The organism is Demequina ureilytica, assembly GCF_048553575.1.
GTDB lineage: Bacteria > Actinomycetota > Actinomycetes > Actinomycetales > Demequinaceae > Demequina.
The window spans coordinates 266,817-292,644 of sequence record NZ_JBLZIE010000001.1 but is presented as its reverse complement, the minus strand read 5'-3'; the positions used below and the strand labels follow the sequence as shown (position 1 = coordinate 292,644).

Sequence of the window (25,828 nt, the reverse complement as noted above, 5' to 3'; positions counted from 1 at the left end):
GTCAGGTCCTCCCGGCGTGGTCAGCGACGGTGACCTCGGAGCTCACGCAGCCCTCGGCCGCGTGCGGCTCCGCCTCGAGCTCGATGCCCAGACGGGTGCGCGCCACGCGGCGCACATCCTGCAGCGACGAGCGCACGCCGTCGAGGCTCAGCCCGAGCCGTTCAGAGATCTGCCCGGGTGTCAGCCCGTCGTGGTGGCGCAGCAACGCCACGACGCGCGCTCGGGGCGGGAGAGCCAGGAGCGCGTCGCGCAGGCGGCCATCATCGTCCGGCGGGGATGGTGAGCCATCGACCGGTTCGGTCACTGCGTCTTCGGTCACTACGGCCGATGCGGGGGCTGGCTCGTCCGCACGGTCGCCCTCTGCGGGGGCTGGGTGCGACGCGGGCGGGAATGCAGACTCCTCGCCCGGCGCAGGGGGCGCGTAGGGGTTGGGGCTCGCGTGATGATCAGGCTCGGGCCCGGCGACGGGAAGCGGCTCGGGTGACGTGCCCGCCTCGACACCGCCGTCGGCGGCTCGGGCCGGGACGGTCACCGCCTCGAATTCGCTCGCGCGTGCCAGGAACTCTGAGACGATCGCTTGCCGCACCTGGTGCTCGACCGGGCCGATGTCGCCGAGTCGCCTGGGCCGCGCGAAGGTGCGCCGGAGTGCAGCGGCGACGAGCGCATCGGCCGCTTGGCGTTCTCCGGTGAGGAGCTGCGCGTAGGCGAGGAGGGCGGGGTAGCGCGGACCTGCGAGCTCGTCGTAGAGCCGAGTCCACCGCACCATGTGATGTGCGCCGGGCCGCTAGCTCTTGTCCGAGCGCAGCGCCCGCACCAGCAGCACGACCCCCGTTGCGACGGCCGCGGTGGCGAGCAGCGTCAAGGCGGTTGAGCGCGCCGAAGGCCCGGTGCGCAGCCCCACCGGCTTCTTGAAGGTCAGGGTTCCCCAGCCGTGGTGAGCGGCGGCTCGCCGGAGCGCCCGGTCGGGGTTGATGACGAACCCGTAGCCGACGGCGTTGAGCATGGGTTCGTCGGTGATCGAGTCGGAGTAGGCGTACGAGCGCTCGAGGTCGTAGCCCTTCTCCTCCGCGAGCTGGCGCATCGCGTCCGCCTTGGCGGTGCCGTACGCATAGAACGTGATGTCGCCGGTGTAGAAGCCCTTCTTCACGCCGAGCTGCGAGGCCACCACCGCATCGGCGCCCAGCAGTTCCGCGATGGGCTCCACGATGTCGGAGGCCGAGGCGCTGACCACCACGACGTCCCGCCCGTTCGCCTGGTGCCGGCGGATCAGTTGGAGGGCCTCGTCGTAGACGACGGGGTCGATGTAGTCGTGGATGGTCTCGGCGACGATCCGCTTGACCTTCTCGACCTCCCACCCCTTGATGAGGTCGCTCAGGGAGTCGCGCAGCCGGCTGGTCTGGCGCTCGTCGGCACCGCCAACGAGAAACAAGAACTGCGCGTAGGCGGTGCGCAGGGCGTGCGCGCGCGTGACGAGGCCGCCGTCGTAGAACGGCCGCGAGAACGCCAGCGACGAACTGGTCGCGATGATGGTCTTGTCGAGGTCGAAGAACGCCGCGGTGGGCTTCGATACCTTCCTGTTCGCCATGCGGTCAGCCTAACCGTCGCGGCCGACATCCGACAGTTGTCGGCCGTCCCCAGTTGCTTGCGGCTGGCGTGCTTTCCACCGCTCAGGTGTGCGGCCGATGCGCGGGCGGGGCGACGCGGCCACGCTTGCTCGGTGACTGGTGCGGTGGAGGCTTCTGCGAACGGATTGGCCGCTTCGGGGGAGAGTGGTCCTGAGCCCGCTGCGACGTGGGCCGGCCCGCTCGCGATGCTGCTGCGCACCCCGGGCGTCACCGACGTGCTCGTGCACCGCCCTGGCGAGGCGTGGGTGGACAAGGGTCTCGGTCTCGAACGCGTCGAGGTGGCGCTTCCCGATGCCGACGCGGTGCGTGCGCTCGCGGTGCGGCTGGCCGCGGCCGGGGGACAGCGGCTCGATGACGCCAGCCCGGTCGCGGACGCGCGGCTTCCCGACGGGAACAGGCTGCATGCGGTGTTGCCCCCGGTGGCGCCAGGGTGTGCCGCGATCTCGCTGCGCGTGGTGCGCGCGCAGGCGCTCACGCTCGCCGATCTCGCCGCCGCGGGCGCGATCGACGCCCGCACTGCGGCGCTGCTCGCGCGGATCGTCCGGGCACGGCTGTCGGTGCTGGTGTGCGGGGCCACGGGCAGCGGCAAGACCACTCTGATGGCGTCCTTGCTGTCGCTGGCGGCGCCGCACGAGCGGATCGTGGTGATCGAGGAGGCCGGTGAGATCGCCCCCGCTCATCCCCACGTGGTGCGCCTGGTCGAGCGGCGCGCCAACGTCGAGGGGGCCGGGTCGGTGGGGCTCGCTCGCCTGGTGCGGGAGGCGCTGCGGATGCGTCCCGATCGCGTGGTGCTCGGGGAGTGCAGGGGAGCGGAGCTGCGGGAGGTGCTGTCCGCGTTCAACACCGGCCACCGGGGCGGCATGACCACCATCCATGCCAACTCCCCGGGAGACGTGCCGGTGCGGCTGACGACCTTGGGCGCGCTCGCGGGCATGCCTGCGGCGGCCGTCGAGGCGCAGGCTGCCGCGGGGCTGGACGTGGTGCTGCACGTCGCCCGGTCCGGGGGAGTACGGCGGCTCACCGAGGTGTGCGTGCTGCGTGCGCGCTCGCCTGGCCTCGCAGTGGAGGCGGCATGGTCGCTCGGCGCCCGCGGGAGGTGGGGCCCGGGGCCGGCGTGGGAGGAGCTCCTCTCGGTGCTCGGGGAGGCGGCCGATGCGGTGGCGTAGGGGCGGAGGTGCCGACGAGGGCGACGGGGGCGGCGCGGGCGGCAGTGGGACTGCGGCTGGCGGTAGCGGTCGAGCGCGCACTGGCTGGCGGGGGCGAGGCGGCGGCGTGTCGCGTGAGGCCGACGTCGCGCTGGTGTTCGCGGACGCGATCGCGCTGCTCGAGTCCGGCCTGCCGCCGGCGCGCGCTTGGTCGCTCGCGGGAGTACCCGTCGATGACCGGGGCGTTCCTCTCGCCCATGCCCCGGTGTGGCGCGGGGAGAGGCCCGCTGCGGAGTCGGTGGTGGCGGCCTGCGTGCTGGCGCGCGACACCGGCATGCCACTGGCGCGGGTGCTGGCGCGAGTCGACGACGCCGTGGCGCGCGACCGCGACTCGCGCGATGCCGCAGAGGCCCAACTCGCCGGCCCGCGCATGAGCGCACGCATTCTGCGGTGGCTGCCGCTGGTGGGGGTGGGGCTCGCGGCGGCCGTCGATCCGGGGGCGCTGGGGCTGCTCGTGACCTCGCCGTTGGGCTGGGCGATGCTCGGGGGCGCAGGACTGCTCACCTGGCTCGGGTCCTGGTGGATGGCGCGGCTCGTGGGCGCGGCGACCGCGAGCGACTCCGAGGGGCTGCCCATCCCGGTGGTCCTCGCGCTGGTGGATGCGGCACTGGCGGCAGGGCTCGACGTGTCGAGCGCGCTGGCCCGCACGGCCGATGCCACCGACCCTCGCACCGCCGTTCCCCTGCGTGCGCTCGCGGCTGCGCACGCCTACGGCGGGGTGGCCCCGGAGCTGGACGGCCCGCTGGTGCAGGCTCTCGCGCGTCCCTTGGCGCTCGCTCAGATGGCGGGCGCGCCGGCCAGCCACGGGCTCCGTGCCGCCATGGTGCGCCTGGACCGGGAGTCGCGGCGCGCGGCGGCGAAGTCTGCGGGTGAGCTGGGCGTGCGGCTCGCGCTGCCGCTGGCGCTGTGCCTGCTTCCCGCCTTCGCTCTTGCGGGCGTGCTGCCGCTGATTGTGGCGGTGGTGGCCGGAGCCGAGTTGGGGTCGCTTGAGGTGCCGGCTCTAGATGGACCGTCACCCGCTCCCTAGCCTGGCTCGCCGCGCCAGGGGGCGTTTGCCGGCTTCGTCTACGGCACATGTTGGCTCTGCCCGGCTCGGTGTCGCTGGCGGCCCAACTTGGCCCACGACACGGCCCAATTCGGCCCTTCCGTGCGCTCCACCGCATCCATGGGTATCCCGTCCCCAGGCAAGGGCACGCTGTCGCCGTCCACGGTTCGGCCGTGACGGCCATGCGCCGCCCGTGACGCGAGATCACCGTGGTTTCAGGGCGGCGAGGGTCGCGGCCCGGAAGGGATGCGGATGAACAAGTGGATGGACGATCGCACCGGTCGGGAGTTCGACCCGAGCGATGACGAAGGCATGGCCACCACGGAGTACGCGCTCGTGACGGTAGCGGCGGCCGCGTTCGCCGGCGTGCTGATCGCGCTGGTGCGCTCGGATGAGGTGAGGGAGCTGCTGGCGGGCATCCTCCGTTCAGCGTTCGGGTGAGCGGCGTTCCATCGCCACTCCCGCACTCTCATCGCGGCAAACTCGGCAGCGGGCTTGGCGGGGGATGGCGAGGCCGGCCCTGGCGTGACCGAGACCAGGGGTCCGTCACGGTCGAGCTCGCGGCGGCACTGCCTGCGGTGGTGATCGTCCTCGGGTTGGTGCTCGGCGCGGTGGGGTGGGCACGCACGGGCATCACCGCCACGGAGGCGGCCGCGGTCGGGGCGCGGATCGCCGCCGTGGAGGGGGCGGATGCGGCGCGCACCGAGATCGGGCGGTCGGTGCCGGGCGCGGTGGTCGCGGTGGATGCGAGCGGCGGTCGTGTCGAGGTCACGGTGAGCATCGACGGGCCGGGGTGGCTGCCCGCCGCCTCGGCCACGTCTGTGGCTCGCGTCGCGCCGTGAGTGCGACGTCGGGGTCGCGGTGCCCCCACGAGCGCGGCAGCGGGAGCGTGGTGGCCCTCGCGGTCGTGATGGTGGTGCTCGTGGTGGGTGCCGCGATCGTTGCCGGAGCCGCAGCATCCGCGACCCGGGTGGCCGCTCAGCAGGCCGCGGATGAGGCCGCGCTCGCGGGGGCGCACGCAGCCCGGGGCGAGGTTGCGCTCGGGCGTGACCCTGCGGCGCGTGCATGCGAGATGGCGGCAGCCGCAGCCGGCGACAATGGCGCCCGCTCGACCCGGTGCGCCGTCGTTGGCGCAGTGGTCACTGTCGAGGTGACGCTCACGCGGGCCCGGCTCGACGCGGTGGCCCTCGCCGTCGCGGGACCCGCATTCGCCGCGCCGGGGTGAACCGCGTCCGCCACGTCCACCGCGCCCACCGAGGCAGCGCCCGAGCGCGAAGCCTCCGCAGTCTCCCCGCGCTTTCTCCCCGTGCGGCCTGCTCGGAAACTCCCTCGCGAAGTGTCCGAAAAGAGAAGATGGATAAGAATGTCGGGGTGAGAAGCGTCAGAGCCCTGCGGACAACGTTCAAGACCTGCCGGTTGGATCGAGGCCGGGCGACGGCAGCGTGCCGTCGCGGCGCCTGAGGGAGGCCGCGTGGTGAGAGGGCGTCCAGAATTCTCGTCCAGTGGCCGCGTGGGTCTGGCTGGCGCCGCGGTGGTCGGCGTCGCCTTCGGCATGGCGCGGTACGCATACGGCTTGACGCTGCCGGGCATCGAGGAGGACTTCGATCTCTCCGAGTTGCTGCTCGGCATGATCGCGAGTGGGACCTTCGTGGGATATCTACTCGGTCTTGTGCTCGCGGTGCCGCTCGCCAACCGTCGTGGCCTCCGGGCACCCACCACGGTCGGCGGCTTGTGTGGCGCGGTGGGCGCGCTGCTCGTGACCTTCGCGCCGTCGGCTGCGGTGCTCGCCGTCGGCGCGGTCCTGGCGGGGAGCGCAGGAGGGTGGGTCTGGGCCACGTACTCCGACATCGTGAGGCAGGCGGTGGATCCCGCACGACGGCCGCGCACCCTGGCGATCATCACGACGGGCACCGCAGTGGGGCTGGTCGGGCTGGGCGCGCTCGGCGTGCTCGCAGCCCAAGGGGCGTGGCGGTGGGTGTGGGCCGGCATCGCTGTGGCCGCGGTTCTCGCCGCCCTCGTCAACATCCGGCTCGCGCCGCGAGCCGCGCGCGCCGAGCACTCCACGGGCCAGCACGGTGCCGCCGCGCTCCTGCGAGTACTCAAGTTGCCTGCGATCTATTCGTTCATCTACTTCGCGGTGATCATCGTCTACTTCACCTATGCCGCCGAGATCGTGGCGGAGGGCGAACTGCCGGCTGAGGCGGTGCCGGCCCTCTACGCCGTCATCGGCGTCACGGGAGTGGCGGGAGTGACAGCCGGCGCTCTCGCACAGCGGCTGGGCAGCCGCGCTGTTGCCGCCTGGTGCCTCGCGGCGGTGGCGGTGGCCTTGGCGCTGCTCGGCTGGGGGCAGGACTCGCTCGCCGCTACGGCGGCCTCAGCAGCCGTCTTCGGTGCGGCCTACATGATCGGGTCAGCGGTGCTCGCGGTGTGGACGGCCCAGCTCGTCCCCGACCGTGCGAGTGCAGCGTTCACGGTGTGCCTGGTCGTCGGGGCGGTCAGCTCGGCCGCTGCACCGGCGCTCGCGGGCATGGTGATCCCGGCCCTGGGCCTCGAGACGCTTCTGATCATCACCGGAGCGATCTCGCTCGTGTCCGGCGCGACGCTGCCGTGGAGCAGGTCCGCGAGGGCGGAGGACGCCGCCACGCACCGCTGAGGTCGTGCGCCCCGTCGGCGGGTCTGCTCGCCTGCAAGTCAACACCTCTGACCCCGCCGATGCGGCGCCGGACTGCCGGCACCGCATCGGCGATTCCTGCCGTCGGGCTACGGCGAGGCTCAGGAAGCCGAGAGCGTGATCGTGCCCAGAGAGGTCCAGCCCTGCAGCTCGATCCAGTCCATCTGTTCGCCTCCCCAGGTGGCGGTGGGCTCGGGCACGGCGATGGCGGGCTCGTCACCGCCCAGCTCCGAGTCGTATAGCGCCGCGTCGCCGCCGTCGAGGCTCCAGGGGGTCGGGGCGATCAGCGGCTCGCCGCTGGGCGCGATCCGCGGCTCCACTCCGGACCCTTCGAAGGCGATCTGCATGTTCGAAACGCTCACCGACTGCATGGCGAGGACGGTGTACTCACCGGCACGCACGTCCGCCTGGCCGGACTCGGTGTAGCAGCCCGTGACGTCCCGCCACAGGAAATCGTCGCTCACCGACTGACCCGGCTCGAGACCACGCCCGTATTCGGGAGCGATCACCATCCCGCTCTCCTCGGCCTCCATCGCTATCGACATGCCGTCCCGAGACGTGCTCACGGGATACGCCTCGGCCACGACCCGGCCGTCCCGCACCAGGAACAGCTGGGGCTGGGCGCTCCAGTAGCCCGGGATCGTGTAGTCCGATGCGTTGGTCACTGACGAGGAGACCAGCGGGTTGCCGTCCACGACGAAGCCGTAGGAGACGTCGATCCGCGCCGGCAGGTCGACGTCGACGTCCAACAAAGACATCTGGGCAGACGTGGCGGGGAACGTCGCCCCCTCGGCGGCGTCCCACGAGCAGCCGAAGTAGTGGCGTGCCCAGTCGTCCTGTCCTGATGCGGAGTCGCCCACCTTGACCCATCGCTGCGTTCCCGCAGCCATGTCCCACTCGCCTTCAGGCGCATTTGTCACCCCGGCCTCGAACATCTGACGCGCGATGTCGGGAGTCAGGTAGCCGTCGGGAAGGGGCGCGGGCCCACCGCTGGGTGCGGGTGACGGCAGCGGCTCGACCGGTCCGTCGCCGCCCAGGTAGTCGGCGAACGGGTCGTCGACGCGCTCTCCGTCGATCGTCAAGGGCACCGGTTCTGCGGCCACCCGGAACAGCTCCGGCGTCGGGGGTGCGGGTAGAGACTCGGCGCTGTCAGAGCCCTCTCCGGCCGAATCCTCCGCCACACCCGTTCCCGGGGAGGGGCTCGGGTCGACGGCGGGCCCGGACGGCTCGACGGGGCCCGATGGTTCTGCGGGCACTGGCGAACCCGAGGGCACGCCAGGCTCAGAGGGCGAAGACCACGGAACCACCGCATCGTCCCAATAGGCCAGCGTCCACGCCTGGTGCACCTCGTAGTCGGCGGCGGGCAGCGGCTCGCCGTCCCAGCAGTTGACGGGCTCCAGAACTGTGGACTGCTCGAGCGTGGCGAAGTCCGTCGCGGGGTCGAGCCGTTCGAAACCCCCGCTTTCGGGCAGCGTCGGCTCGTCCGCGGGTCCGTACTCGATGGGCGGCGGTTGCACCATGCGGCCTACGACGATGCCGTCCCACGTCACCACGTAGTCCGGGCTGGAGATCAGCTCGACGGGTCGGGAGGCCTCAAGGGAGTGAGGCAGCAGAATCTGCTCGCCGTCGACCTCGGGCTGCCCGACGGAGAACGTCACGCCGGAATCGTCGCCCCAGGACCAGGTGCCATCGGCGGGGTCGAACTCGGTGCCGCACATCCACTGCTCGGCGGGCCGGGAGGCCTCCGCTGCGGAGTCTTCTGAGGAGCTCATCTCCTCGTCCGCGCCGGAGTAGGACTCGGCCCCTCCGTCCATCGCCGGGGCGCTCATCGCGTCCTGGCTGGACATGCTGGCACCCAGCGGGCCCATCGCCCCCACGGCGATCACGGCGGCAGCGCTGGCTCCCACGAGTCCGTTTGCCCCCATGCGCAGCGCGCGCTCGCGCTTGACCCTGCTCGCGGCGCCCGCCGCGGAGACGCTCATCTGGTCGATGGGCGCGCGGTCTGCGGCGCCTCTCAGTGCGTCAGACAGCTTCATGACCCGTTCCTTCCATGCATGCGGTGCGAATCCACTGCGGTTTCGCCCGCGTCGGCGTCTTGCGCGTCTTCCAGCGGGCCGAGCGCCAGCTGCATCTGCGTCATCCCATCGCTGAGGTACCTCTTGACGGTGCCCTCGGCGATGCCGAGCGCCCGAGCGACCTGTGGAACCGTGAAGTCGTCGAAGAATCTGAGCACCACGCACGCCCTCACTCGAGGAGGGAGGGTGGCCAGCGCATCGGCCACCTCCGAGCCGGCCTCCACCTGGCCGAGCTCGTCGGGGGCAAGCCGCTCCGGACGGAACAGGTGCTGGACCCGCTGCCAGCGCTGCTGACGGCGGTACTGGTCGACGTAGATGGTGGTGATGGCGCGGCGCACGTAGGCCTCCGCCTTCACGGAGGTGAGGCCCTTGCGCTCCTTGGAGAAGGTCCGCACCAGCGCGTCCTGGACGAGGTCCTGGGCCTGCACGGGATTGCCGCACACGAGGTACGCATAGGACAGCAGTGCGCGTTCGCGATTGCGCACCAACTGCTCCATCGTGTCCTGCCACTGAGACATGACCCCTCCGGTCCTTCGAGAATGCGTCCTTGGCAAAATCTGGTTCCGTCGCAGTATCGACGCACTACTAGGGCGGATCGTTGGGTCACACCGTGCCCCGCGCACCATCGTCCCCTAGACTCCCCGAATACCGATCGACCGCGCGACACCGTCGTCGCTGCGGCAATGCTCTCGTCAAGGAGGACGAATGCATCACGTGGTCAGCCCCGCCGTCGAGGTCGGAAGTTCTAGCCTCACCATCGTCGCCATCATCGGGCTGATCGGGGTCGCGGCCCTGGTGTTCTCGTACGTCCTTCGCCAACAGGTGCTCAAATCCGCGGACGGCTCCGAGAAGATGCGCGACATCGCGGGCGCGATCCAAGAGGGCGCGTCGGCGTACCTCAGCCGGCAGTTCCGGACCCTGCTGCTGTTCGCGGTGGTGGTCTTCGCGCTGCTGTTCCTCCTTCCCGGCGATGCCGGCGTGCGCATCGGGCGTTCGATCTTCTTCCTGCTGGGTGCCGGGTTCTCGGCGACCATCGGCTACATGGGCATGTGGCTCGCGGTGCGGGCCAACGTGCGGGTCGCGCACGCCGCCACTCAGCCAGATGGACGCGTCGCCGGCGCGCGCATCGCGTTCCGCACGGGTGGCGCGGTGGGCATGTCCGTGGTGGGACTCGGCCTCCTTGGCGCGGCCTCGGTGGTGTTCCTGTACCGCGGCGACGCGGCGGCGGTCCTCGAGGGGTTCGGCTTCGGGGCGGCGCTGCTCGCGATGTTCATGCGGGTGGGCGGTGGCATCTTCACCAAGGCGGCCGATGTGGGGGCTGACTTGGTGGGCAAGGTCGAGCAGCACATACCTGAGGACGATCCCCGCAACGCCGCGACCATCGCGGACAACGTGGGCGACAACGTGGGCGACTGTGCCGGCATGGCCGCGGACCTGTTCGAGTCCTACGCCGTCATGCTGGTGGCCGCGTTGATCCTCGGCAAGGCCGCGATGGGCGAGCAGGGCCTGGTGTTCCCGCTCATCGTCACCGCCATCGGCGCCTTCGTGGCCGCCGTCGGAGTCTTCATCACCAAGATCCGCAAGGGAGAGCCGGGCCTCGCAGCGATCAATCGCGGCTTCTACACCTCCGCCGCGATCGGCGCGGTGCTTGCCGCCATCGCGGCGTTCGCCTACCTGCCGGATTCGTTCGACGAGATCGGCACCGCCGCACTCGAGGGCACCACGGGGGACCCCCGGATCATGGCCACGGTCGCCGTGTTCGTCGGGATCGGCCTCGCCGGTCTGATCCTGTGGCTCACCGGCTACTTCACGGACACCGCGTCCAAGCCCACCATGCGCGTGGCCGAGACCTCACGGACGGGAGCGGCGACCGTGGTGCTGTCCGGCATCGGCCTGGGTCTCGAGTCCGCCGTCTACACCGCGACGGTGATCGCGGGGGCGGTGGTGATCCTGTACTTCGTCGCCGGCGGCGTGATTACCCTCGCTCTGTTCCTGGTGGCGCTGGCAGGGTGCGGGCTGCTCACGACCGTGGGGGTCATCGTCGCGATGGACACCTTCGGGCCTGTCTCCGACAACGCGCAAGGCATCGCGGAGATGTCTGGGGAGGTCGACGCCGAGGCGGCTCAGATCCTCACCGACCTCGACGCCGTGGGCAACACCACCAAGGCCGTCACCAAGGGCATCGCGATCGCGACGGCGGTGCTTGCCGCGACCGCGCTGTTCGGCTCGTACTCCGATGCGGTGAGCCAGGCGATGGCGCAGGCCGCCGCATCTGCGGACGACTTCTCGTACGAGGTCATCAACCCGCTGACCCTGGTGGGCGTGATCATCGGTGGGGCGACCGTGTTCCTGTTCTCCGGGCTGGCCATCGACGCCGTCACGCGAGCGGCCGGCGCCATCGTGTACGAGGTTCGCCGCCAGTTCCGTGAGTTCCCCGGCATCATGACCGGCGAGGTGCGGCCGCAGTACGGCCGCGTGGTGGACATCTGCACGCGCGACAGCCTGCGCGAGCTCGCGACCCCCGGGTTGCTCGCCGCGATGGCCCCCGTCTTCGTGGGCTTCGGGCTAGGCGTGGGCGCCCTTGCCGGATTCCTGGCGGGCGCGATCGGCACCGGCGTGCTCATGGCAGTGTTCCTCGCCAACTCGGGCGGCTCGTGGGACAACGCGAAGAAGATCGTCGAGGACGGCCACCACGGCGGCAAGAACTCCCCGGCGCACGAGGCGACGGTGATCGGCGACACCATCGGCGACCCGTTCAAGGACACGGCGGGTCCTGCGATCAACCCGCTCATCAAGGTGATGAACCTGGTGGCGCTGCTGATCGCCCCGGCCGTGGTGATGCTCAGCTACGGCGACGAGGCCAATCCGTGGCTGCGGTGGGGCATCGCGGGCCTCGCGGCTGCGATCGCGATCGTGGCCGTGGCGGGCGCGTCTCGCCGGTCGCACGCCTCCGACCTCGAAGGGGTCGCGGACCGGGCGGTGGCCTCCGAGGGCCACCACGAGCCGTCGCCGGGGGACTCGGCCCAGGCCGGCATGGATCGCGACACGGCCGCCACCGCCACGACCGACGACCGCCCCTCAAAGTAGGCACGTGACGCTCACGAATCCGGCCCTTCGCTTCGGAGGAGGCACGTCAGGTCTACTGGCGCCACTGAACGCGCCCCGCGACACGGCCGCGACACATGCGCATGGCACCATGCCCTCATGACGAGATCCCGCACCGCGCTGGCCGGAGGGGTGGTGGGCGCGCTCGTGGTGGTCGAGGGTGTCTCCGGCGTGCTCCAGGGCTACTACACGCCGCTGTTCACCGACATCGCCCGCCATCTCGAGATCAACGACGCGGACATCAACTGGTTTGAGGCCGCCCAACTGCTGCTCAGCTCGATCGCGGTGCCGGTGCTCGCGCGGCTCGGGGACATGGTCGGTCACCGGAAGGTGCTGATCGCGTCCCTGATCCTCACGATGATCGCGAGCTTCGGCATCGCGTTCGCGCCCACGTTCCCATGGTTCGTGACCGCGTGGGCGCTGCAGGGGTTCTACGTGGTGTGGCTGCCGCTGAACGTGGCGATCATCTTCTCGCGGGCGCGTCACAGGCCCGATGGTGCCGCGCTCACCCGCAAGGGCGCGGGCATCATCGTCGTGGCCCTGCAGGCGGGTGCCATCTTCGGCGCGCTCGCAGGTGGCCAGATGGGCGAGCTGTTGCCTCTGTGGGCCGCGCTGTGCGTGCCCGCAGTGCTCGTCTCGGTCGCACTTATCGTAGTGATCGCCAAGGTTCCAGACACCGGCGAGCGCGGCGGCGGCACCATCGATACGCGCGGCACCTCGGTGCTGACTATCGCGCTGCTGGCGATCATGGGCGGGCTGTCCCTGGTGCGTCTGGACGGCATCACGGTGTGGGTCGTGGCCATGGTGCTCATCGGCATCGCACTGCTGTGGGTGTTCATCAAGGTCGAGCAGCGCACCGAGCACCCGCTGGTCGACATCACCATGCTGAAGAGCCCCGCGCTGTGGCCCGTAGTCGTGACCGCAGGGCTGTTCGGCGTGAGCGTGCTGGGTGCGCAGGGCCCGCTGTCCACCTTCGCGCGCACCGATCCCGCCGAGGTGGGCTATGGGCTCGGCCTCGGCTCGGCCACCGCCTCCTACCTCATCGGTGCGTATGTGATGTCGCTGCTCGTGGGCGCCGGGGTGTTCGCCAAGATCTCCACAATGACCTCGCCGCGACTGGTGCTCATCGGCGCGTCCGGGCTGGTAGGAGCCGGCTACCTGGCCCTGATCCCGTTCCACGACACGTTCGTGATGGTGCTCAGCTGCATGGTGGTCGCCGGGTTCGGCTCCGGGGCGCTCGTCGCCGCGCTGCCGGCCGCCGCGGCATCGGCCGCGCCCCCGCAGCACACCGGCGTCGCAGCAGGCCTCACGAACACCACCAAGACCATCGGCGGCGCGTTCGCCTCCGCCGCGTTCGCGATCGCGCTGTCCACCGGAGTCGCCGTCACCGCGACAGGGGCAGCCTCCACGGCCGGTTCGATGTCCGGCTACATCACCGTGTGGGCTATCTGCGGCGGTACGGCGCTGGTCGCCATGGCCTTCCTCTTCGCCATGCCCAAGGTTGCGTTCGCGTCTAGTTCCGATGCGCTCGTCGCCGAGGCGGGTGTGCCCGCCGGGGGCGTCCCCATACCAGGGCCCACAAGTGAGGTTCCTGACTATGATCGGCCCGGCAAGGAAGAGGAGCCGCGATGAGACTGAGGCGTCCGTTGAGAATGCTGAAGCGCGCATCGGCCGCACTGACCGCCGCGCCCACTGGGCAGGCACCCGATGTTCGTCAGGCACAGCGGGCCGCCGAGCACCTGGCACGCCTGGTCCGCATCCCCACCGTGACGCCTCCGCCGGGGCCGCTGTCGAAGTCCGATGCCGCCCTCTTCGCCGCGTACCGCGAGGAGCTCGAGGCGCTCTATCCGCGCGTGTTCGCCGCGGCGGAGGTCGAGACCACGGGTCGTGCGGGTCTGCTCCTGCGCGTGCCGGGGCAGTTCGCGGAGCGGCCGGTGCTGCTCATGGCGCACCAGGACGTGGTGCCGGTGCCGGTCGATTGGGCCGCCGAGGGCTGGGAGCACCCGCCGTTCGACGGCGTGATCGCGGGCGGTCGCGTGCACGGCCGCGGCACGCTCGACGACAAGGGCGCGATGGTGGTGGCGCTCGAGGCTCTCGAGTCGCTGCTCACTGACGGCTGGTCGCCGCTGCGGGATCTGTATCTGTTCTTCGGTGGCGACGAGGAGTCACATGGCGCGGCCGCGGTCGAGGCCGTCCGGCTGCTCGAGGAGCGCGGCGTCGAGCCGTGGATGGTGCTCGACGAGGGCGGCGCGGTCGCCACCCAGGCGTTCCCCACTTTGCGGCGGCCGATGGCCGTGATCGGCGCCTCGGAGAAGGGCATGATGACGCTGCGGCTCGCGGTCGAGAGCCTGGGCGGGCACGCCTCGACGCCTCCCCGCCAATCCGCGCCGGGCATCCTGGCGCACGCCTTGGTCGCGATCGAGGACAAGCCCTTCCCCACGGCGGTGCACGACGTGACCATCGAGATGCTCGAAGGAGTGGCGCCTCACGTCGCCCGGCCGATGCGGGCACTCCTGAAGCGCGCAGGTCGCCGGCGCTCGCTGCTGGGCCGGGTCGTGCCGAGGCTGGGACCCGAGCTCGCGGCGATGGTGCGCACCACGGCCGCGATCACTCAGCTCGAGGGCAGCCCCGCGCAGAACGTACTGGCGACCCGTGCGACTGCCGTCATCAACGTGCGGGTGGCCGTCGGGTCCACCTGCGACGAGGCCGTGGCGCACTTGCGCGCGGCCATCGACGACCCACGCGTGGACCTGGAGATCCTTGAGGCCAGCGAGCCCTCACCCGTGTCCCCTACCGGGGACGATGCCAGGTGGCGCGCGCTGGGAGCGGCCGTCTCGGCCTCGTACCCGGACGCGGTGACCGTGCCGTACATCATGCTCGCGGCGTCCGATGCTCGGCACGTGGCCCGCATCTCGCCTGCCGTGTACCGATTCTCGCCGCTCGCCATGAACAAGGCGCAGCGCGAGGCCATCCACGGGCCGAACGAGAGCGTCGAGATCTCCGCGCTCGGCGCCGGGGTGACGTTCTATCGCGCGCTGCTCACCGGGGACGCGCTGGGCCCGTCGGATCCCGCTGCTTCGTAGCCACCGGCTAGCCTCGATCCCGTGACCACCCGTCCCCCCGCGGCCGATGCCCCCATGGCCGCCTCCCTCCGCGCTGACCTCGACGGGTGGACCGTCGACGGCGTGAGCGAGCTCGTGGGCGACCGCGCCTTCCGCGCCCTTGACCGCGAGCAGGTGACCCCGGCCCTGGTGGCGGCACGCGCCGCGAGCTCCGACTCGGCGGCGGTGCTGACGCGGCTGTTCATGCTCGGCGACGATGTCACCCGTGCCCAAGCCGACGCCGCGCTGAGCCGGCTGAGCGCACAGGGTGCCGAGCGCATCGGCCTCATCGAGGCGGCCGGGGAGGCTCCCGACGACCCCGTGCGCGCGCTGGTGGACCTGCAGCCGTACTCGTCCACCACCGAGCACGGACAGGTCGACTGGTGGATCGCCTCGGACCAGGGTGAGGCCGTGACCGCACGGGCCGTGGGGCGCGACCACGTGCTAGGGGTCGGCGGGGCGTCGAACACGCTGGCGTCGGTGACCATGCGCGCGCCGCGACGCCGGGTGCTCGACCTGGGCACCGGCTGCGGGATCCAGGCCATGCACGCCTCCCTCCACGCCGATGCGGTGGTGGGCACCGATATCTCGTCGCGGGCATTGGCATACGCGCGGTTCAACGAGACGGTCAACGCCGCGGCGCTCGGGGTTCACGGCGTGGGCGCTGGCGCGGCGGCCCACCGCGCGTGGGACCTGCGCGAGGGGTCGATGCTGGAGCCGGTCGCGGGCGAGGAGTTCGACCTGGTGGTGTCCAACCCGCCGTTCGTGATCACCCCGCCCGGCGCGCCCACGTACGAGTACCGCGACGGCGGGGCGGTGGGAGATGGGGTGACCGGGGCGCTGATCCGCGATGTCGGGACCGTGCTCGCCCCCGGAGGCGTCGCGCAGCTGCTGGGCAACTGGGAGATTCGCGCGGGCGCTGGACTGGGTGAGGCGAGCGCGGACTGGCGTGACCGCATCGGCCGCTGGCTGGACGCCGCCCCCGCGCCGCTGGATGCCTGGATTGTGCAGCGCGACGCGCTGGACGCGGCCGAATACGCGGAGACGTGGCTGCGCGACGCCGGCGTGACGGCCGACCGCGATCCCGAGCTGTGGTCGAGCGCATACGAGGCGTACCTGCGGGCCTTCGACGAGGGCGGTGTCGAGGCGATCGGGTTCGGGCTGGTGGTGCTGCGACGGCCGCTGTCCGGCGCGCCCACCATGCGCCGCTTCGAGGAGCACGAGGGGACGTTGGCGATGCCGCTCGGGCCTACGTTGACGGCGGCGCTCGAGGCGCACGATTGGCTGGCGTCCGTGTCCGATGCTGCGTTGTTGGACACCGCGTTCACGGTAGCGCCGGACGTCACCAAGGAGACTCATGGGCGGCCGCTCGAGGCCCATCCCGAGCACATCCTGCTGCGCCAGGGCGGCGGGTTCGGGCGCGTGATCAAGGCCGACACCGCGCTCGCCGGCTTGGTAGGGGCATGCGACGGTGAGCTGACCGTGGGGCAGATCGCCCACGCACTCGCGGCGCTGCTGGATGTGGCGCCCGGCGAGATGATCCGCGGCCTGGTGCCCGCGGTGCGCGACCTCGTGCGGGACGGCCTGCTGCTCCACTAGGTCGTTTCCACTAGGTCGTTGAGCGTGCGGCACCCTGCGCAGTCTGTTGGTCGCCTGCTGGTCGCCTATCGGTCGCCTGCCGTTCATCGGGCGGTCAGCGGCCAGCCATGGGCCCGTCATTCGGCACCTCTAGCGTCCTAGTGAAACGTTCTCCCTCACTCAGGAAAGGCCCCGCTGTGCTCTCTCGCGCCGCTCGTACCTCGGCAGTTATCGCCGTCGCCACGGCCCTCGTCGCCCTCGTCGCCGTGCCCGGCGTCGCGGTGGATCAGGACCAATCCCCAACCAGGGTCGTGCTGACCCCGCCCGAGGACCCGTCGACCTCGCAGTCCTTCACGTGGCGCGTTCCCGCGGAGGTGACCGACGGCGCGGTGCATCTGCGCGAGGTCGGCACGGAGGAATGGACCGTCGAGGACGCCTCCTCCGTGGTGCCGCTCGACGAGGCCTACCTGAACCACTCCGCTACCGTCGGCGGCCTCGCTCCTGCGACGGAGTACGAGTACTGGGTCGGCACTGAGGCCGCACCCAGCCCGACCTACAACTTCACCACTGCGGACGCAGCGGGCGAGCCCTTCACCTTCATCTATTTCGGTGACGCGCAGAACAACGTCGCCGAGGAATGGTCCCCAGTCGTCGCCCAGGCCTACGAGCGGTTCCCGGACGCGGTCGGCACCGTCAACGCTGGCGACCTCATCAACGTCTCCGGCAACGACTCCGAGTGGGACGAGTGGTTCGGCGCGATGGATGGGCACAGCCAGACCACCAACGTGATCGCGGCACCCGGCAACCACGAGTACAGCGGCGACAGTTTTCTGCGGAACTGGAAGGCGACCTTCGAGTATGCCGAGAACGGCCCGCAGGTCATCGGCGACTACGGCGACTCGGCCGGCGAGGCCCAGCGGCGCGCCTACGAGGAGCAGATGGTGACGGCGCTTGAAGAGACGGCGTACTACACCGACTACCAGGGCGTGCGCTTCATCTCGCTGAACGCCTCCCGAAGCCAGGCCGCGGCCCTCTTCACGCCGGAGGACCTCCCCGCGTGCACGGTGGACTGCCCCAACCCGGCGGAGCTGTGGCTCGACATGCAGTCGCAGTGGCTCGACCAGATCCTCGAGAACAATCCGAACGAGTGGGCCGTCGCGGTGTTCCACCAGCCCGTGTTCTCGACGGCCGAGGGCCGCAACGAGGTGGACGTGCGCCGTGCATGGCTGCCGGTCTTCCAGAACCACAACATCGACCTGGTCTTGATGGGCCACGACCACACCTACGCCCGCGGCCACATGGTGGACGACCAGACCGACGTCGACGGCGTGACGTCCGGACCGGTCTACGCCGTGTCAGTGTCGGGACCCAAGTACTACGAGATGCAGCCCGAAGACGCGAACGTCTGGACGGCAAACGGCGCCACCCAGGTGGTGCGCGCCGGGCACACGTCCACCTTCCAGGGCATCACCGTCGACGGCGACACTCTGACCTACGAGTCCGTGGTCGCGCGCAAGGGCGCGGAGTCCACCACTTCCCTGGAGATCGGGGACACGCTCGACGCTTTCAGCATCACCAAGTACGACGACGGCACCAAGTGCGTGATGGAGGACGGCGTCGCCGCGCCGGGGCCCGGCGTGTGCACGTTCTCCTACGAGGACGAGACCGAGGGGCCAGGCGCGCAGCGTCCTGACGCGCCGCTCGGGCACGTGGTTGCCGGCGACATCGAGGCCGGGCTGACCGCCGCCGGTCCCATCGCTTTCGACGAGGACCACGGCACCGTATTCGTCGCCGACGATGCCGCCGACGGTCCCCGCATCGTCGAGGTCGACGTCGAGACGGGCGCGGAGCTGCGGTCCTTCGCGGTGCCGTACATGCCCGTCGACATGCAGTTCGGGGCCAACGAGCGAGCCGTGCTGGTGGGCTTCGCTGAGGGCGTGGTGGCCGCCTACTCGGTGGACCCGTGGTCCATGGGCGAACCGCTGATTGACCCCACTCCGATCCAGGAGGGCATCACCGGCGTCGCTTACGACCCGTGGCGCGCATTCGCGTATGTCGCAGTCGACGCGGGTGCCTACGGCGTGATCCTCACGCTCGACCTCGACAGCGGCGACCTGCTGGGACAGACCGTGACCGACGGCGGCGTGGGTCCCATGGCGCTCAATCCGTCATCCGGCCGTCTCTACGTGTCGTACGACGGCGACCCTGCGGTGCGGGTGTTCTCGACCCTCGAGGACATGGCGCCGGCGGGCGAATACTCCCTGCGGGCGGGAGCCGCTGCGGTGGCTCTCGACGCGCCCGCTGGCCTGCTGTATGTCGCGCACCCCGGAGCGGGTGAGGATGATGGTGGCCTCTCGGTCGTCGACTTGGGGACTGGCACAGTGGCTGTGCTCGACGACGCCGGCTTCGGCCGCTCTCTCGCCGGAGTGGCCGTCGACACGAGTTCCGAGCGTGTCTATGCGGCCTCGGCCTCCGGTGTCCCTGCGCCGATCGCCGTGGCCGAGCGGTGGAAGGCACCATTGGTCACGGCACACCCGGCCGATGCCTCAGTCGGCGAGGGCGACGCAGTCACCATGGATGCAGCGGCTGACGGCGTGCCGGAGCCGACGGTGCAGTGGCAGCGGCGTGACGGCGAGACCTGGACGGACGTGCCTGGCGCGAACGCGACCACCCTCGCCTTCGATGCAGCACCCGCCGACGACGGCGCCGTGTTCCGCGCGGTGTTCACCTCGGAGATGGGTGACGAGGACATGACGGTCACTAGCGACGCGGCCTCGGTGGACGTGACGGTCGCTGGGGTGCGCGTGGAGTTCACCGACGTCACCACGGCCTCGTCCGAGTTCTACACGGAGATCATGTGGCTTAGTCAGCAGGGCATCACCAAGGGCTGGGAGACCGAGAACGGCACCGAGTTCCGACCGTTCCGCGCCATCACCCGCGACGCCATGGCAGCGTTCCTCTACCGCTACGCGGGTTCGCCCGAGGTGACCTTGCCCGACGAGTCGCCGTTCGTGGACATCACTCCGGACACCACGGAGTTCTACAAGGAGATCGTGTGGCTGTCGCAGCAAGACATCACCGAGGGCTGGGAGACGGACGAGGGTATCGAGTTCCGTCCCTTCGAGCCCATCACGCGCGACGCGATGGCTGCGTTCCTCTACCGGCTTGCTGAGGAGCCCGCCTGGGAGGACCCGGAGAGCTCGCCGTTCGTGGACATCGCGCGCGACGAGACTGAGTTCTACACGGAGATCACATGGCTTGAGAGCACAGGTATCACCACGGGATGGAAGGCGAAGGGCGGCGTAGAGTTCCGGCCCTTCGCGTCCACCACGCGCGACGCGATGGCGGCGTTCGTCTACCGGTACGAAGAGGCCGTCCCCGTCATCGATTGATCAGCGCCACCGTCCGCTCGGGGGCCGTGTCAGGGTTTGCACCTGGCACGGTCCCCGAGGCGTTGTGGTCCTGCGTTGCCCCACGTCCCCCCCGCCTTGGCGCGTTGGCGGGCGCTCAGTGTCGGATTTCTCACGGCTGCGCCGTGGCAATTCCGCTGAGTCGGGCCCATAGTCCCGTACGAGTGCGTTTTCGTGCCCTCAGTCTTGGGTCACACGCAGTACCAACCCCGGATGGGAAAGGACCCACATCATGAATGCTCGAATCAAGCTCCTCGGCATCATTCTCGCCATCATCGGCATCGGCTTCATCGGCATCGGCGCATTCGCCGCGCTGCAGGTCAAGGCCGGCAACGACTCCCTGCAGGCGTTCTCGGAAGCGCAGAACGTCACTCTCACCTACAACGAGGAAGGCCAGCTGGTCGACCGCGGCGAGGTGGAAGGCGCAGAGGCCATCAAGTCTCTGGTCGAAGACGACTGGAACTACTCGCTGAAGAGCTGGGAGATGGACGCCAACGACCCGCTCGTGAACACCGGTTCCGAGTACATGTACCAGATGGGCCTCGTGGCGTACCACACCCTGTCCGGCACCACCGAGGTCACCCTGGCCGAGCCCGTCGAGTACAACGGCGAGACCTTCGAAGCTGGCACCTACGAGGTCGCGACCGATGGCCGCTACTGGGCCGACTTCGACCGCATGCACCCGCTCGAGGGGCAGGCTCGCGAAGCGGCCTGGACCCCCACCGCTCACGCGCTGATCGGTGAGCTGGGCGTCGGCTCCGTCACCGCAAATGTGCTGGTCCTCGGACTCGGCACCGCGGCCATCGCCGCTGGACTGGGCCTGACCCTGATCCTCGCCGGCCTCGGCCTGGTGTGGGTGAGCCGCGCTGACAAGCCGGCCCTCAAGGAGGCACCGGCCATCGAGAAGATCGACGAGCCCGCCACCGTCTAGTCAGTTCACGAAGGGGCCCTCTGCGGAGGGCCCCTTTTGTGCGTCCGGCCCCGCCCCATCTCCTGTCCGGCACTCATTGTCGCTCTTGAGCGGTCCGAGCGCGCTGTCCGGCTGTCACGGTCGGATCGAGCAGGAGAGACGGCAGGCTCAGGGAGACGGCTGCCGACAGTGAGTGCCGGACAGGAGGCCGCGACTGCCTGTCGGCGACAACCAGTGCCGGACAGGGGGAGGGGACAGGAGGGGTGGGTTAGAGCACGCCGGCGCGGGAACGGATGGCGTCCGCCAGCGCCTCCCACTCGGATTCCCGGGCCACCAGGAACGGCCGGCCAGGCGCCCCAGGACGGTACTCGGCCCCATCGAGGTGCCGCACCGTATACCCCGCGGCCCGGCAGATCGCCGCACCGGGCGCGTGGTCCCACGGCATGGCGCGGAAGTACAGCAGGAAGTCGAGCTCGCCGTCGATGATGTCCCAGTAGTCCCATCCGGCGCACATGCGCGGCGGCGTGATCTCGGCCACGTCCTCGGCGAGTCCCACCAGCCCCGTGGCGGCGGAATCCGGGGCGAACCTCAGCACCGCCATGCCGCGCAGCTCGGACAGGGGCCGCGCCGACTCGCCGGCGACGGACTCGATGTGCCGCACGAGGCCGTCGTCGCCGGTCACGGTCACGGGGGAATCGACCCCGCCGTGAAACAGGTACCCCGTCTCGGGCTGCAGGATCCAGCCGGAGTGCGCGTCGCCGCCAACCACGTGCCCCACCATGACCGCATAGTCGATCGAGCCGTGCGCGAAGTTCCAGGTGCCGTCGACGGGGTCGACGGTCCAAGCGGCCGATGCGGTCGCGAGCAGGTCCGGCAGGGAAGGGTTGGCTGCGGTGGCTTCTTCGCCCACGACGGGCTGATCCTCGATGCCCGCGAGGATCGGGGTGAGCGCGTGTTCGGCCTCGATGTCCGCGACCGTCACGAGATCGTCGGGCCCCGACTTGGTGTCGATGTCGCCATCCACGAGGGTTCGAAACCTCGGTCGGATGAGATCGTCCGCGACGTCTCGCATCGCCTGTCCTACTGCGTCACTGTTCACGCCCCTATCGTGACAGAGCCTGGTGACGCGCGGGCGAGATCCGGACCGAGCGGCCGCGATCGCCGTGTCCCCTTCCCACGCGAGCGGCGCAATGATAACGTTCACAACGGCTCATCCATGTCTCAAAGAGGAGATGCACTTCATGCGACTCACGCGCGCATTTTTCCCTGCTGTACTGACGGCGGCCCTCGCCGCAACCGTGCTCGTGCCCGCGGCGCAAGCCGCCGAGGCTCCACAGCCGGTCGCTCACTATCCGTTGACGGAAGACGTCGCGGACGTAGTCGGCTCCTACGACGGCACCGTGAACGGCACCGTCACCTACCCGGATGGACTGAGGCTGACCGGAGGGTCAAACACAGGTCCGTTCGTGGACCTCCCCCCTGGGCTGATTACCGACCGCGGCGAGGACCTCACGGTCTCCGTGTGGGTCAAGCGCGAGGTGGCGAACGGCAACTACGCCGCGATGTTCTTCGGCACCGCGCCGGTGAGCAACGTTCCGCAGAACTACTGGATCCTGAACCCCGCGAGCCCTGCCGGCTACTTCAAGTCGGTGTTCACCAACAGCACGGGCACGTCGCCGTGGAGCACCGAGGTGGGCCCGTCGGGCTCGGCCAACTCGGTGAGCACCACGTCGCTGCGCAGCAAGTGGGCGCTCTACACGACCGTCTTCACCGAGACCTCGATCCAGGGATACCTGAACGGCGTCCCGGTCGGCCCGGCGCAGACCAAGGCCCTCGCCATCGGCGACTTCTCCGGACCCATCGATGTGATGATCGGCAAGTCCAACTACACCGCCGATCAGACCTACAACGGCTCGTACCGGGACCTGATGGTCTTCGAGGACGCTCTCGACGCCAGTGCGATCGAGCAGATCTACCTTGACGCGATCGATGTCCCTCAGGCGGGACCCGCGTCCGCATCGTCCTCCACCACGGCCGACACCGTCATGGCGACGTGGAGCGCCGTGGAGGCAGGCGGCGACTGGGAGCCCGTCTCGGGCTACCGAGTCACACTGACCGACACCACGACGTCCGCCGTCACCACGGAAGAGGTCGGCGCGAGTGCCACCTCGGCCACCCTCAGCGGCGTGGCCGACGGCACGTACGACGTGTCCGTCGCGGCCTTCAACGCCGCGGGCTCGAGCCCGGCGACATCCGCCGGAACCGTCACCGTGATCGCCAACCCGACCGATGAGCAACTGGTGCAGAGGGCCGCTGACGGCCTTGCCGAGATTGCGGCGCTCACCGCACCCCAGGCCGATGCGGTCCGCGGTTCTCTCACGCTCCCCGAGACGCTCGCGGCGCTCCAGGGCGAGGTCACCGATGCCGGAGCGGCCGACGTCACCATCGACTGGGTCTCCTCCGACCCGGCCGTGATCAGCGACGCTGACGTCGCACCTGGTTCGACGACGGACGGCGTGGCCGACGTGATCGAGCAGGGCTTCGTCACACGACCCGACGTGGACACCGACGTCACCCTGACCGCGACCATCACCTCGGGCGCCGAGTCCGATGCTGTCGCGTTCGATCTCACCGTGCTGGCCGATCCCGGCCTGACCGACGAGTCGTACGAGTCTTACCTGTTCTCCTACTTCACGGGCAACACCACCGCCGGCCAGCAGATCTACATGGCGACCGCGCGTGGAAATGACGCGTTGGAGTGGGACGAGGTCAATGACGGCGAGGCCGTGCTGACCTCGTCTGAGGGCACCGGGGGTCTGCGTGACCCCTCGATCGTGCGTTCTGTGGACGGCGACAGCTTCTACATGCTCGCCACCGACCTGGACATCACTCAGACCACGTGGCCCGAGGCGTACACCAACGGTTCGCGCTACTTGGAGATCTGGGAGTCCACCGACCTGGTGAACTGGACCGAGCAGCGTCACACGCTCATCGCACCCGAGTGGGTGGGCATGACGTGGGCACCTGAGGCGACCTGGGATCCGTCCATCGGCGCCTACCTCGTGTACTGGTCCTCCCGCGTGTACCCCGAGGGCGAGCCGCACGTGACGGGTGCTCCCGGCACCACGACGGCCCGTACCGTGGCCGTCACGACCCGTGACTTCGTCAACTTCTCCGACCCGTTCATCTGGGTGGACGAGGGCGACCAGATCGACGCTGACGTGTTCACCGACGATGGCACCTTCTATCGCTTCATCAAAGAGGTAGCAGGCCCCGCTGGCTGCCAGGGCATCATCACGGACTACTCGACCGAGCTGCGCTCCGTCCTGACGGCGGAGGACACGGGTGCGTGGACCCCCATCGAGGACTGCGTGACACAGAACGCCGACTACACGCCGATCGTCGAGGGCTCGACCACGTTCAAGGCCAACCCGGGTGACGTGAATGGTCCTGGCTACTACATGTTCGCCGACTACTTCAACGGAGACGGCTACCAGGCCTTCTTCACCGAGGACATCAGCCAGCCTGGGTGGGACTACCTCAACCCGGCGACTGACGACAGGGTGGACCTGCCGGGCGCCCCGCGTCACGGTTCGGTGATTCCGATCACCCGCGCCGAGCGCGACGGAGTGCTGGCGGCGTACCAGCCGGAGATGCTCGTCACCTCGGTGGTCCCCGAGACCCTTGAGGTCGCGGTCGGCACCGACTCGGGCATCACCCCGCCGGCGACCGTCACCGCGGTGTACGGCAACGACGGTGACCGCACCGAAGAGGTCGAGGTCGAGTGGGAGACCATCGACTACGGGCCCCTCGCCACGGTGGGTGGCACGACGACGGTTACCGGCTCGCTCCTCAACGGAGCGGCCACGCCGGCGACGTTTGAGATCACCGCTGTGGCCGCGGCACCTACCTCGGTGTCCGTCACGCCCACGACGCTCGACCTCGAGCTCGGTGACACGGGAAGCCTTGCGGCGACCGTGGCACCTGCCGAGGCGTCGCAGACGGTGACCTGGTCCTCGGATGACGAGTCGGTCGCGACGGTGAGCGCCAGTGGCGTGGTCACCGCAGTGGCCGCAGGCACGGCGACCGTCACCGCGACGTCGACCGCCAACAGTTCGCTATCCGGGAGCGCCGACGTCACGGTCGCCGCACCTGCGCCGGAGCTGGAGTCGATTGCGGTGACGCAGTTGCCGTCCAAGTCGGAGTATGTGGTGGGTGACGATCTGGATCTTGATGGTCTGGAGGTCACGGCGACGTGGACCGGTCAGTCGACGACGGTGCTGGATGCTGCGGAATACACGGTGTCGGGCTTTGATTCGTCGGTGGCTGCCACGGTGATGGTGTCGGTGACGTCGACGGATGATGCGTCGATCACGACGTCGTTCACTGTGACGGTGTCCGAGCCGGCTCCGGTGGAGTTTGCCAATATGGACGAGTCGCTGGAGCATTACGACTCGATCATGTGGCTGGCGGATCGGGGTATCACGCAGGGCGGGGTTGTCGATGGTGAAACCCAGTTCCGTCCGTTCAACAAGATCACGCGTGATGCGATGGCGACGTTCCTGTACCGCTACGCCGGTTCGCCGGATGTGACGTTGCCGGCTCAGTCTCCGTTCGCGGACGTGGACGTCTCATCCGAGCACTACGAGGCGATCGTGTGGCTGGCCCAGGAGGGTATCTCCGAGGGTTGGGACACCAACGCGGGTCAGGAGTTCCGTCCGTTCGAGCCGATCACGCGTGATGCGATGGCGGCGTTCTTGTACCGCCTCGCGGACGAGCCCACCTGGGTCGAACCGGTGAACTCTCCGTTCGTGGACATCACGTCCACGAACACGGAGTTCTACACCGAGATCACGTGGCTCGAGGACACCGGCATCACGACCGGGTGGCAGACGGACGAGGGAACGAAGTTCCTTCCGTACCGTTCGACCACCCGTGACGCGATGGCGGCGTTCTTGAACCGCTACGACAACCTGCCCAAGTAGCACGACTGCTCGGGGCCGTGCCAGGGTTTGCGCCCGGCACGGCCCCGAGCCACGTGTGGCCTCGGGGCACCCGTCCGTTCGACACCTCTCAGTCCGTATGTATCCTGTGAGCGTCCCT

Annotated in this window: 18 protein-coding genes; 13 read left to right on the top strand and 5 right to left on the bottom strand. The window is 69.9% G+C overall.

Annotation, left to right across the window (positions count from 1 at the left end; translation table 11 throughout):
• Position 1: 1 nt before the first annotated feature.
• Entirely contained in the window at positions 2-766 is a 765-nt protein-coding gene (locus tag ACNI3K_RS01230; RefSeq protein WP_419390041.1) for a sigma factor-like helix-turn-helix DNA-binding protein, read from the bottom strand.
• Between the two features lie 18 nt (positions 767-784).
• Positions 785-1,585, bottom strand: coding sequence for an HAD family hydrolase (locus ACNI3K_RS01225; protein WP_419390040.1), 801 nt, complete (start codon positions 1,583-1,585; stop codon positions 785-787).
• A 132-nt stretch (positions 1,586-1,717) separates the two neighbouring features.
• Here ACNI3K_RS01225 and ACNI3K_RS01220 point away from each other — a divergent pair, with 132 nt between their 5' ends.
• The 6 genes from ACNI3K_RS01220 to ACNI3K_RS01195 all read left to right on the top strand — a co-directional run bounded on the left by ACNI3K_RS01220 (position 1,718) and on the right by ACNI3K_RS01195 (position 6,528).
• A complete protein-coding gene (locus tag ACNI3K_RS01220; RefSeq protein WP_419390039.1) occupies positions 1,718-2,791 on the top strand; it encodes a TadA family conjugal transfer-associated ATPase in 1,074 nt (357 codons plus the stop codon).
• 106 nt (positions 2,792-2,897) lie between these two features.
• Positions 2,898-3,857, top strand: a complete 960-nt coding sequence (locus tag ACNI3K_RS01215) for a type II secretion system F family protein (RefSeq protein WP_419390038.1) — start codon at positions 2,898-2,900, stop codon at positions 3,855-3,857.
• A gap of 270 nt (positions 3,858-4,127) precedes the next feature.
• Entirely contained in the window at positions 4,128-4,316 is a 189-nt protein-coding gene (locus ACNI3K_RS01210) for a DUF4244 domain-containing protein (RefSeq protein WP_419390037.1), read from the top strand.
• Positions 4,313-4,717, top strand: coding sequence for a TadE family type IV pilus minor pilin (locus tag ACNI3K_RS01205; RefSeq protein WP_419390036.1), 405 nt, complete (start codon positions 4,313-4,315; stop codon positions 4,715-4,717). The genes ACNI3K_RS01210 and ACNI3K_RS01205 overlap by 4 nt, the downstream gene beginning before the upstream one ends.
• Complete coding sequence (locus ACNI3K_RS01200) at positions 4,714-5,100, top strand: pilus assembly protein TadG-related protein (RefSeq protein ID WP_419390035.1); 387 nt, start codon at positions 4,714-4,716, stop codon at positions 5,098-5,100. Before ACNI3K_RS01205 ends, ACNI3K_RS01200 begins: the two co-directional genes overlap by 4 nt.
• Positions 5,101-5,385: 285 nt before the next feature.
• A complete protein-coding gene (locus ACNI3K_RS01195; RefSeq protein ID WP_419390034.1) occupies positions 5,386-6,528 on the top strand; it encodes an MFS transporter in 1,143 nt (380 codons plus the stop codon).
• A 119-nt stretch (positions 6,529-6,647) separates the two neighbouring features.
• On the opposite strand, the gene ACNI3K_RS01190 is transcribed toward ACNI3K_RS01195, so the two are convergent.
• Entirely contained in the window at positions 6,648-8,582 is a 1,935-nt protein-coding gene (locus ACNI3K_RS01190; RefSeq protein WP_419390033.1) for a hypothetical protein, read from the bottom strand.
• A complete protein-coding gene (locus ACNI3K_RS01185; protein ID WP_419390032.1) occupies positions 8,579-9,139 on the bottom strand; it encodes a sigma-70 family RNA polymerase sigma factor in 561 nt (186 codons plus the stop codon). The genes ACNI3K_RS01190 and ACNI3K_RS01185 overlap by 4 nt, the downstream gene beginning before the upstream one ends.
• 187 nt (positions 9,140-9,326) lie before the next feature.
• Between ACNI3K_RS01185 and ACNI3K_RS01180 the strand changes: the two genes are divergently transcribed.
• The 6 genes from ACNI3K_RS01180 (at position 9,327) to ACNI3K_RS01155 (ending at position 20,746) form a co-directional block, all read left to right on the top strand.
• Positions 9,327-11,708: a sodium-translocating pyrophosphatase gene (locus ACNI3K_RS01180; protein WP_419390031.1), complete on the top strand. Its 2,382-nt coding sequence runs from the start codon at positions 9,327-9,329 to the stop codon at positions 11,706-11,708.
• A gap of 117 nt (positions 11,709-11,825) precedes the next feature.
• Positions 11,826-13,358, top strand: a complete 1,533-nt coding sequence (locus tag ACNI3K_RS01175; protein WP_419390030.1) for an MFS transporter — start codon at positions 11,826-11,828, stop codon at positions 13,356-13,358.
• Positions 13,355-14,809: a M20/M25/M40 family metallo-hydrolase gene (locus tag ACNI3K_RS01170; protein ID WP_419390029.1), complete on the top strand. Its 1,455-nt coding sequence runs from the start codon at positions 13,355-13,357 to the stop codon at positions 14,807-14,809. The genes ACNI3K_RS01175 and ACNI3K_RS01170 overlap by 4 nt, the downstream gene beginning before the upstream one ends.
• A 21-nt stretch (positions 14,810-14,830) precedes the next feature.
• A complete protein-coding gene (locus ACNI3K_RS01165; protein ID WP_419390028.1) occupies positions 14,831-16,426 on the top strand; it encodes a DUF7059 domain-containing protein in 1,596 nt (531 codons plus the stop codon).
• 176 nt (positions 16,427-16,602) lie between these two features.
• Entirely contained in the window at positions 16,603-19,797 is a 3,195-nt protein-coding gene (locus tag ACNI3K_RS01160; RefSeq protein ID WP_419390027.1) for a fibronectin type III domain-containing protein, read from the top strand.
• A 250-nt stretch (positions 19,798-20,047) separates the two neighbouring features.
• Positions 20,048-20,746 (top strand): hypothetical protein, encoded by a 699-nt coding sequence (locus ACNI3K_RS01155; RefSeq protein ID WP_419390026.1) that lies wholly within the window; start codon positions 20,048-20,050, stop codon positions 20,744-20,746.
• Positions 20,747-20,993: 247 nt separating this feature from the next.
• On the opposite strand, the gene ACNI3K_RS01150 is transcribed toward ACNI3K_RS01155, so the two are convergent.
• The gene (locus ACNI3K_RS01150; RefSeq protein WP_419390025.1) at positions 20,994-21,824 is read right to left on the bottom strand and encodes an inositol monophosphatase family protein; all 831 of its coding nucleotides are present in this window, start codon (positions 21,822-21,824) and stop codon (positions 20,994-20,996) included.
• 142 nt (positions 21,825-21,966) lie between these two features.
• On the opposite strand from ACNI3K_RS01150, the gene ACNI3K_RS01145 reads away from it, so the two are divergent.
• A complete protein-coding gene (locus tag ACNI3K_RS01145; protein WP_419390024.1) occupies positions 21,967-25,710 on the top strand; it encodes an Ig-like domain-containing protein in 3,744 nt (1,247 codons plus the stop codon).
• Positions 25,711-25,828: the final 118 nt, after the last annotated feature.

Excerpts from the sequence above, each read along its gene's own strand:
- ACNI3K_RS01230 (WP_419390041.1), bottom strand. The coding sequence starts at position 766 with ATGGTGCGGTGGACTCGGCTCTACGACGAGCTCGCAGGTCCGCGCTAC.
- ACNI3K_RS01225 (WP_419390040.1), bottom strand. The coding sequence starts at position 1,585 with ATGGCGAACAGGAAGGTATCGAAGCCCACCGCGGCGTTCTTCGACCTC.
- ACNI3K_RS01210 (WP_419390037.1), top strand. The coding sequence starts at position 4,128 with ATGAACAAGTGGATGGACGATCGCACCGGTCGGGAGTTCGACCCGAGC.
- ACNI3K_RS01190 (WP_419390033.1), bottom strand. The coding sequence starts at position 8,582 with ATGAAGCTGTCTGACGCACTGAGAGGCGCCGCAGACCGCGCGCCCATC.
- ACNI3K_RS01185 (WP_419390032.1), bottom strand. The coding sequence starts at position 9,139 with ATGTCTCAGTGGCAGGACACGATGGAGCAGTTGGTGCGCAATCGCGAA.
- ACNI3K_RS01180 (WP_419390031.1), top strand. The coding sequence starts at position 9,327 with ATGCATCACGTGGTCAGCCCCGCCGTCGAGGTCGGAAGTTCTAGCCTC.
- ACNI3K_RS01175 (WP_419390030.1), top strand. The coding sequence starts at position 11,826 with ATGACGAGATCCCGCACCGCGCTGGCCGGAGGGGTGGTGGGCGCGCTC.
- ACNI3K_RS01170 (WP_419390029.1), top strand. The coding sequence starts at position 13,355 with ATGAGACTGAGGCGTCCGTTGAGAATGCTGAAGCGCGCATCGGCCGCA.
- ACNI3K_RS01155 (WP_419390026.1), top strand. The coding sequence starts at position 20,048 with ATGAATGCTCGAATCAAGCTCCTCGGCATCATTCTCGCCATCATCGGC.
- ACNI3K_RS01145 (WP_419390024.1), top strand. The coding sequence starts at position 21,967 with ATGCGACTCACGCGCGCATTTTTCCCTGCTGTACTGACGGCGGCCCTC.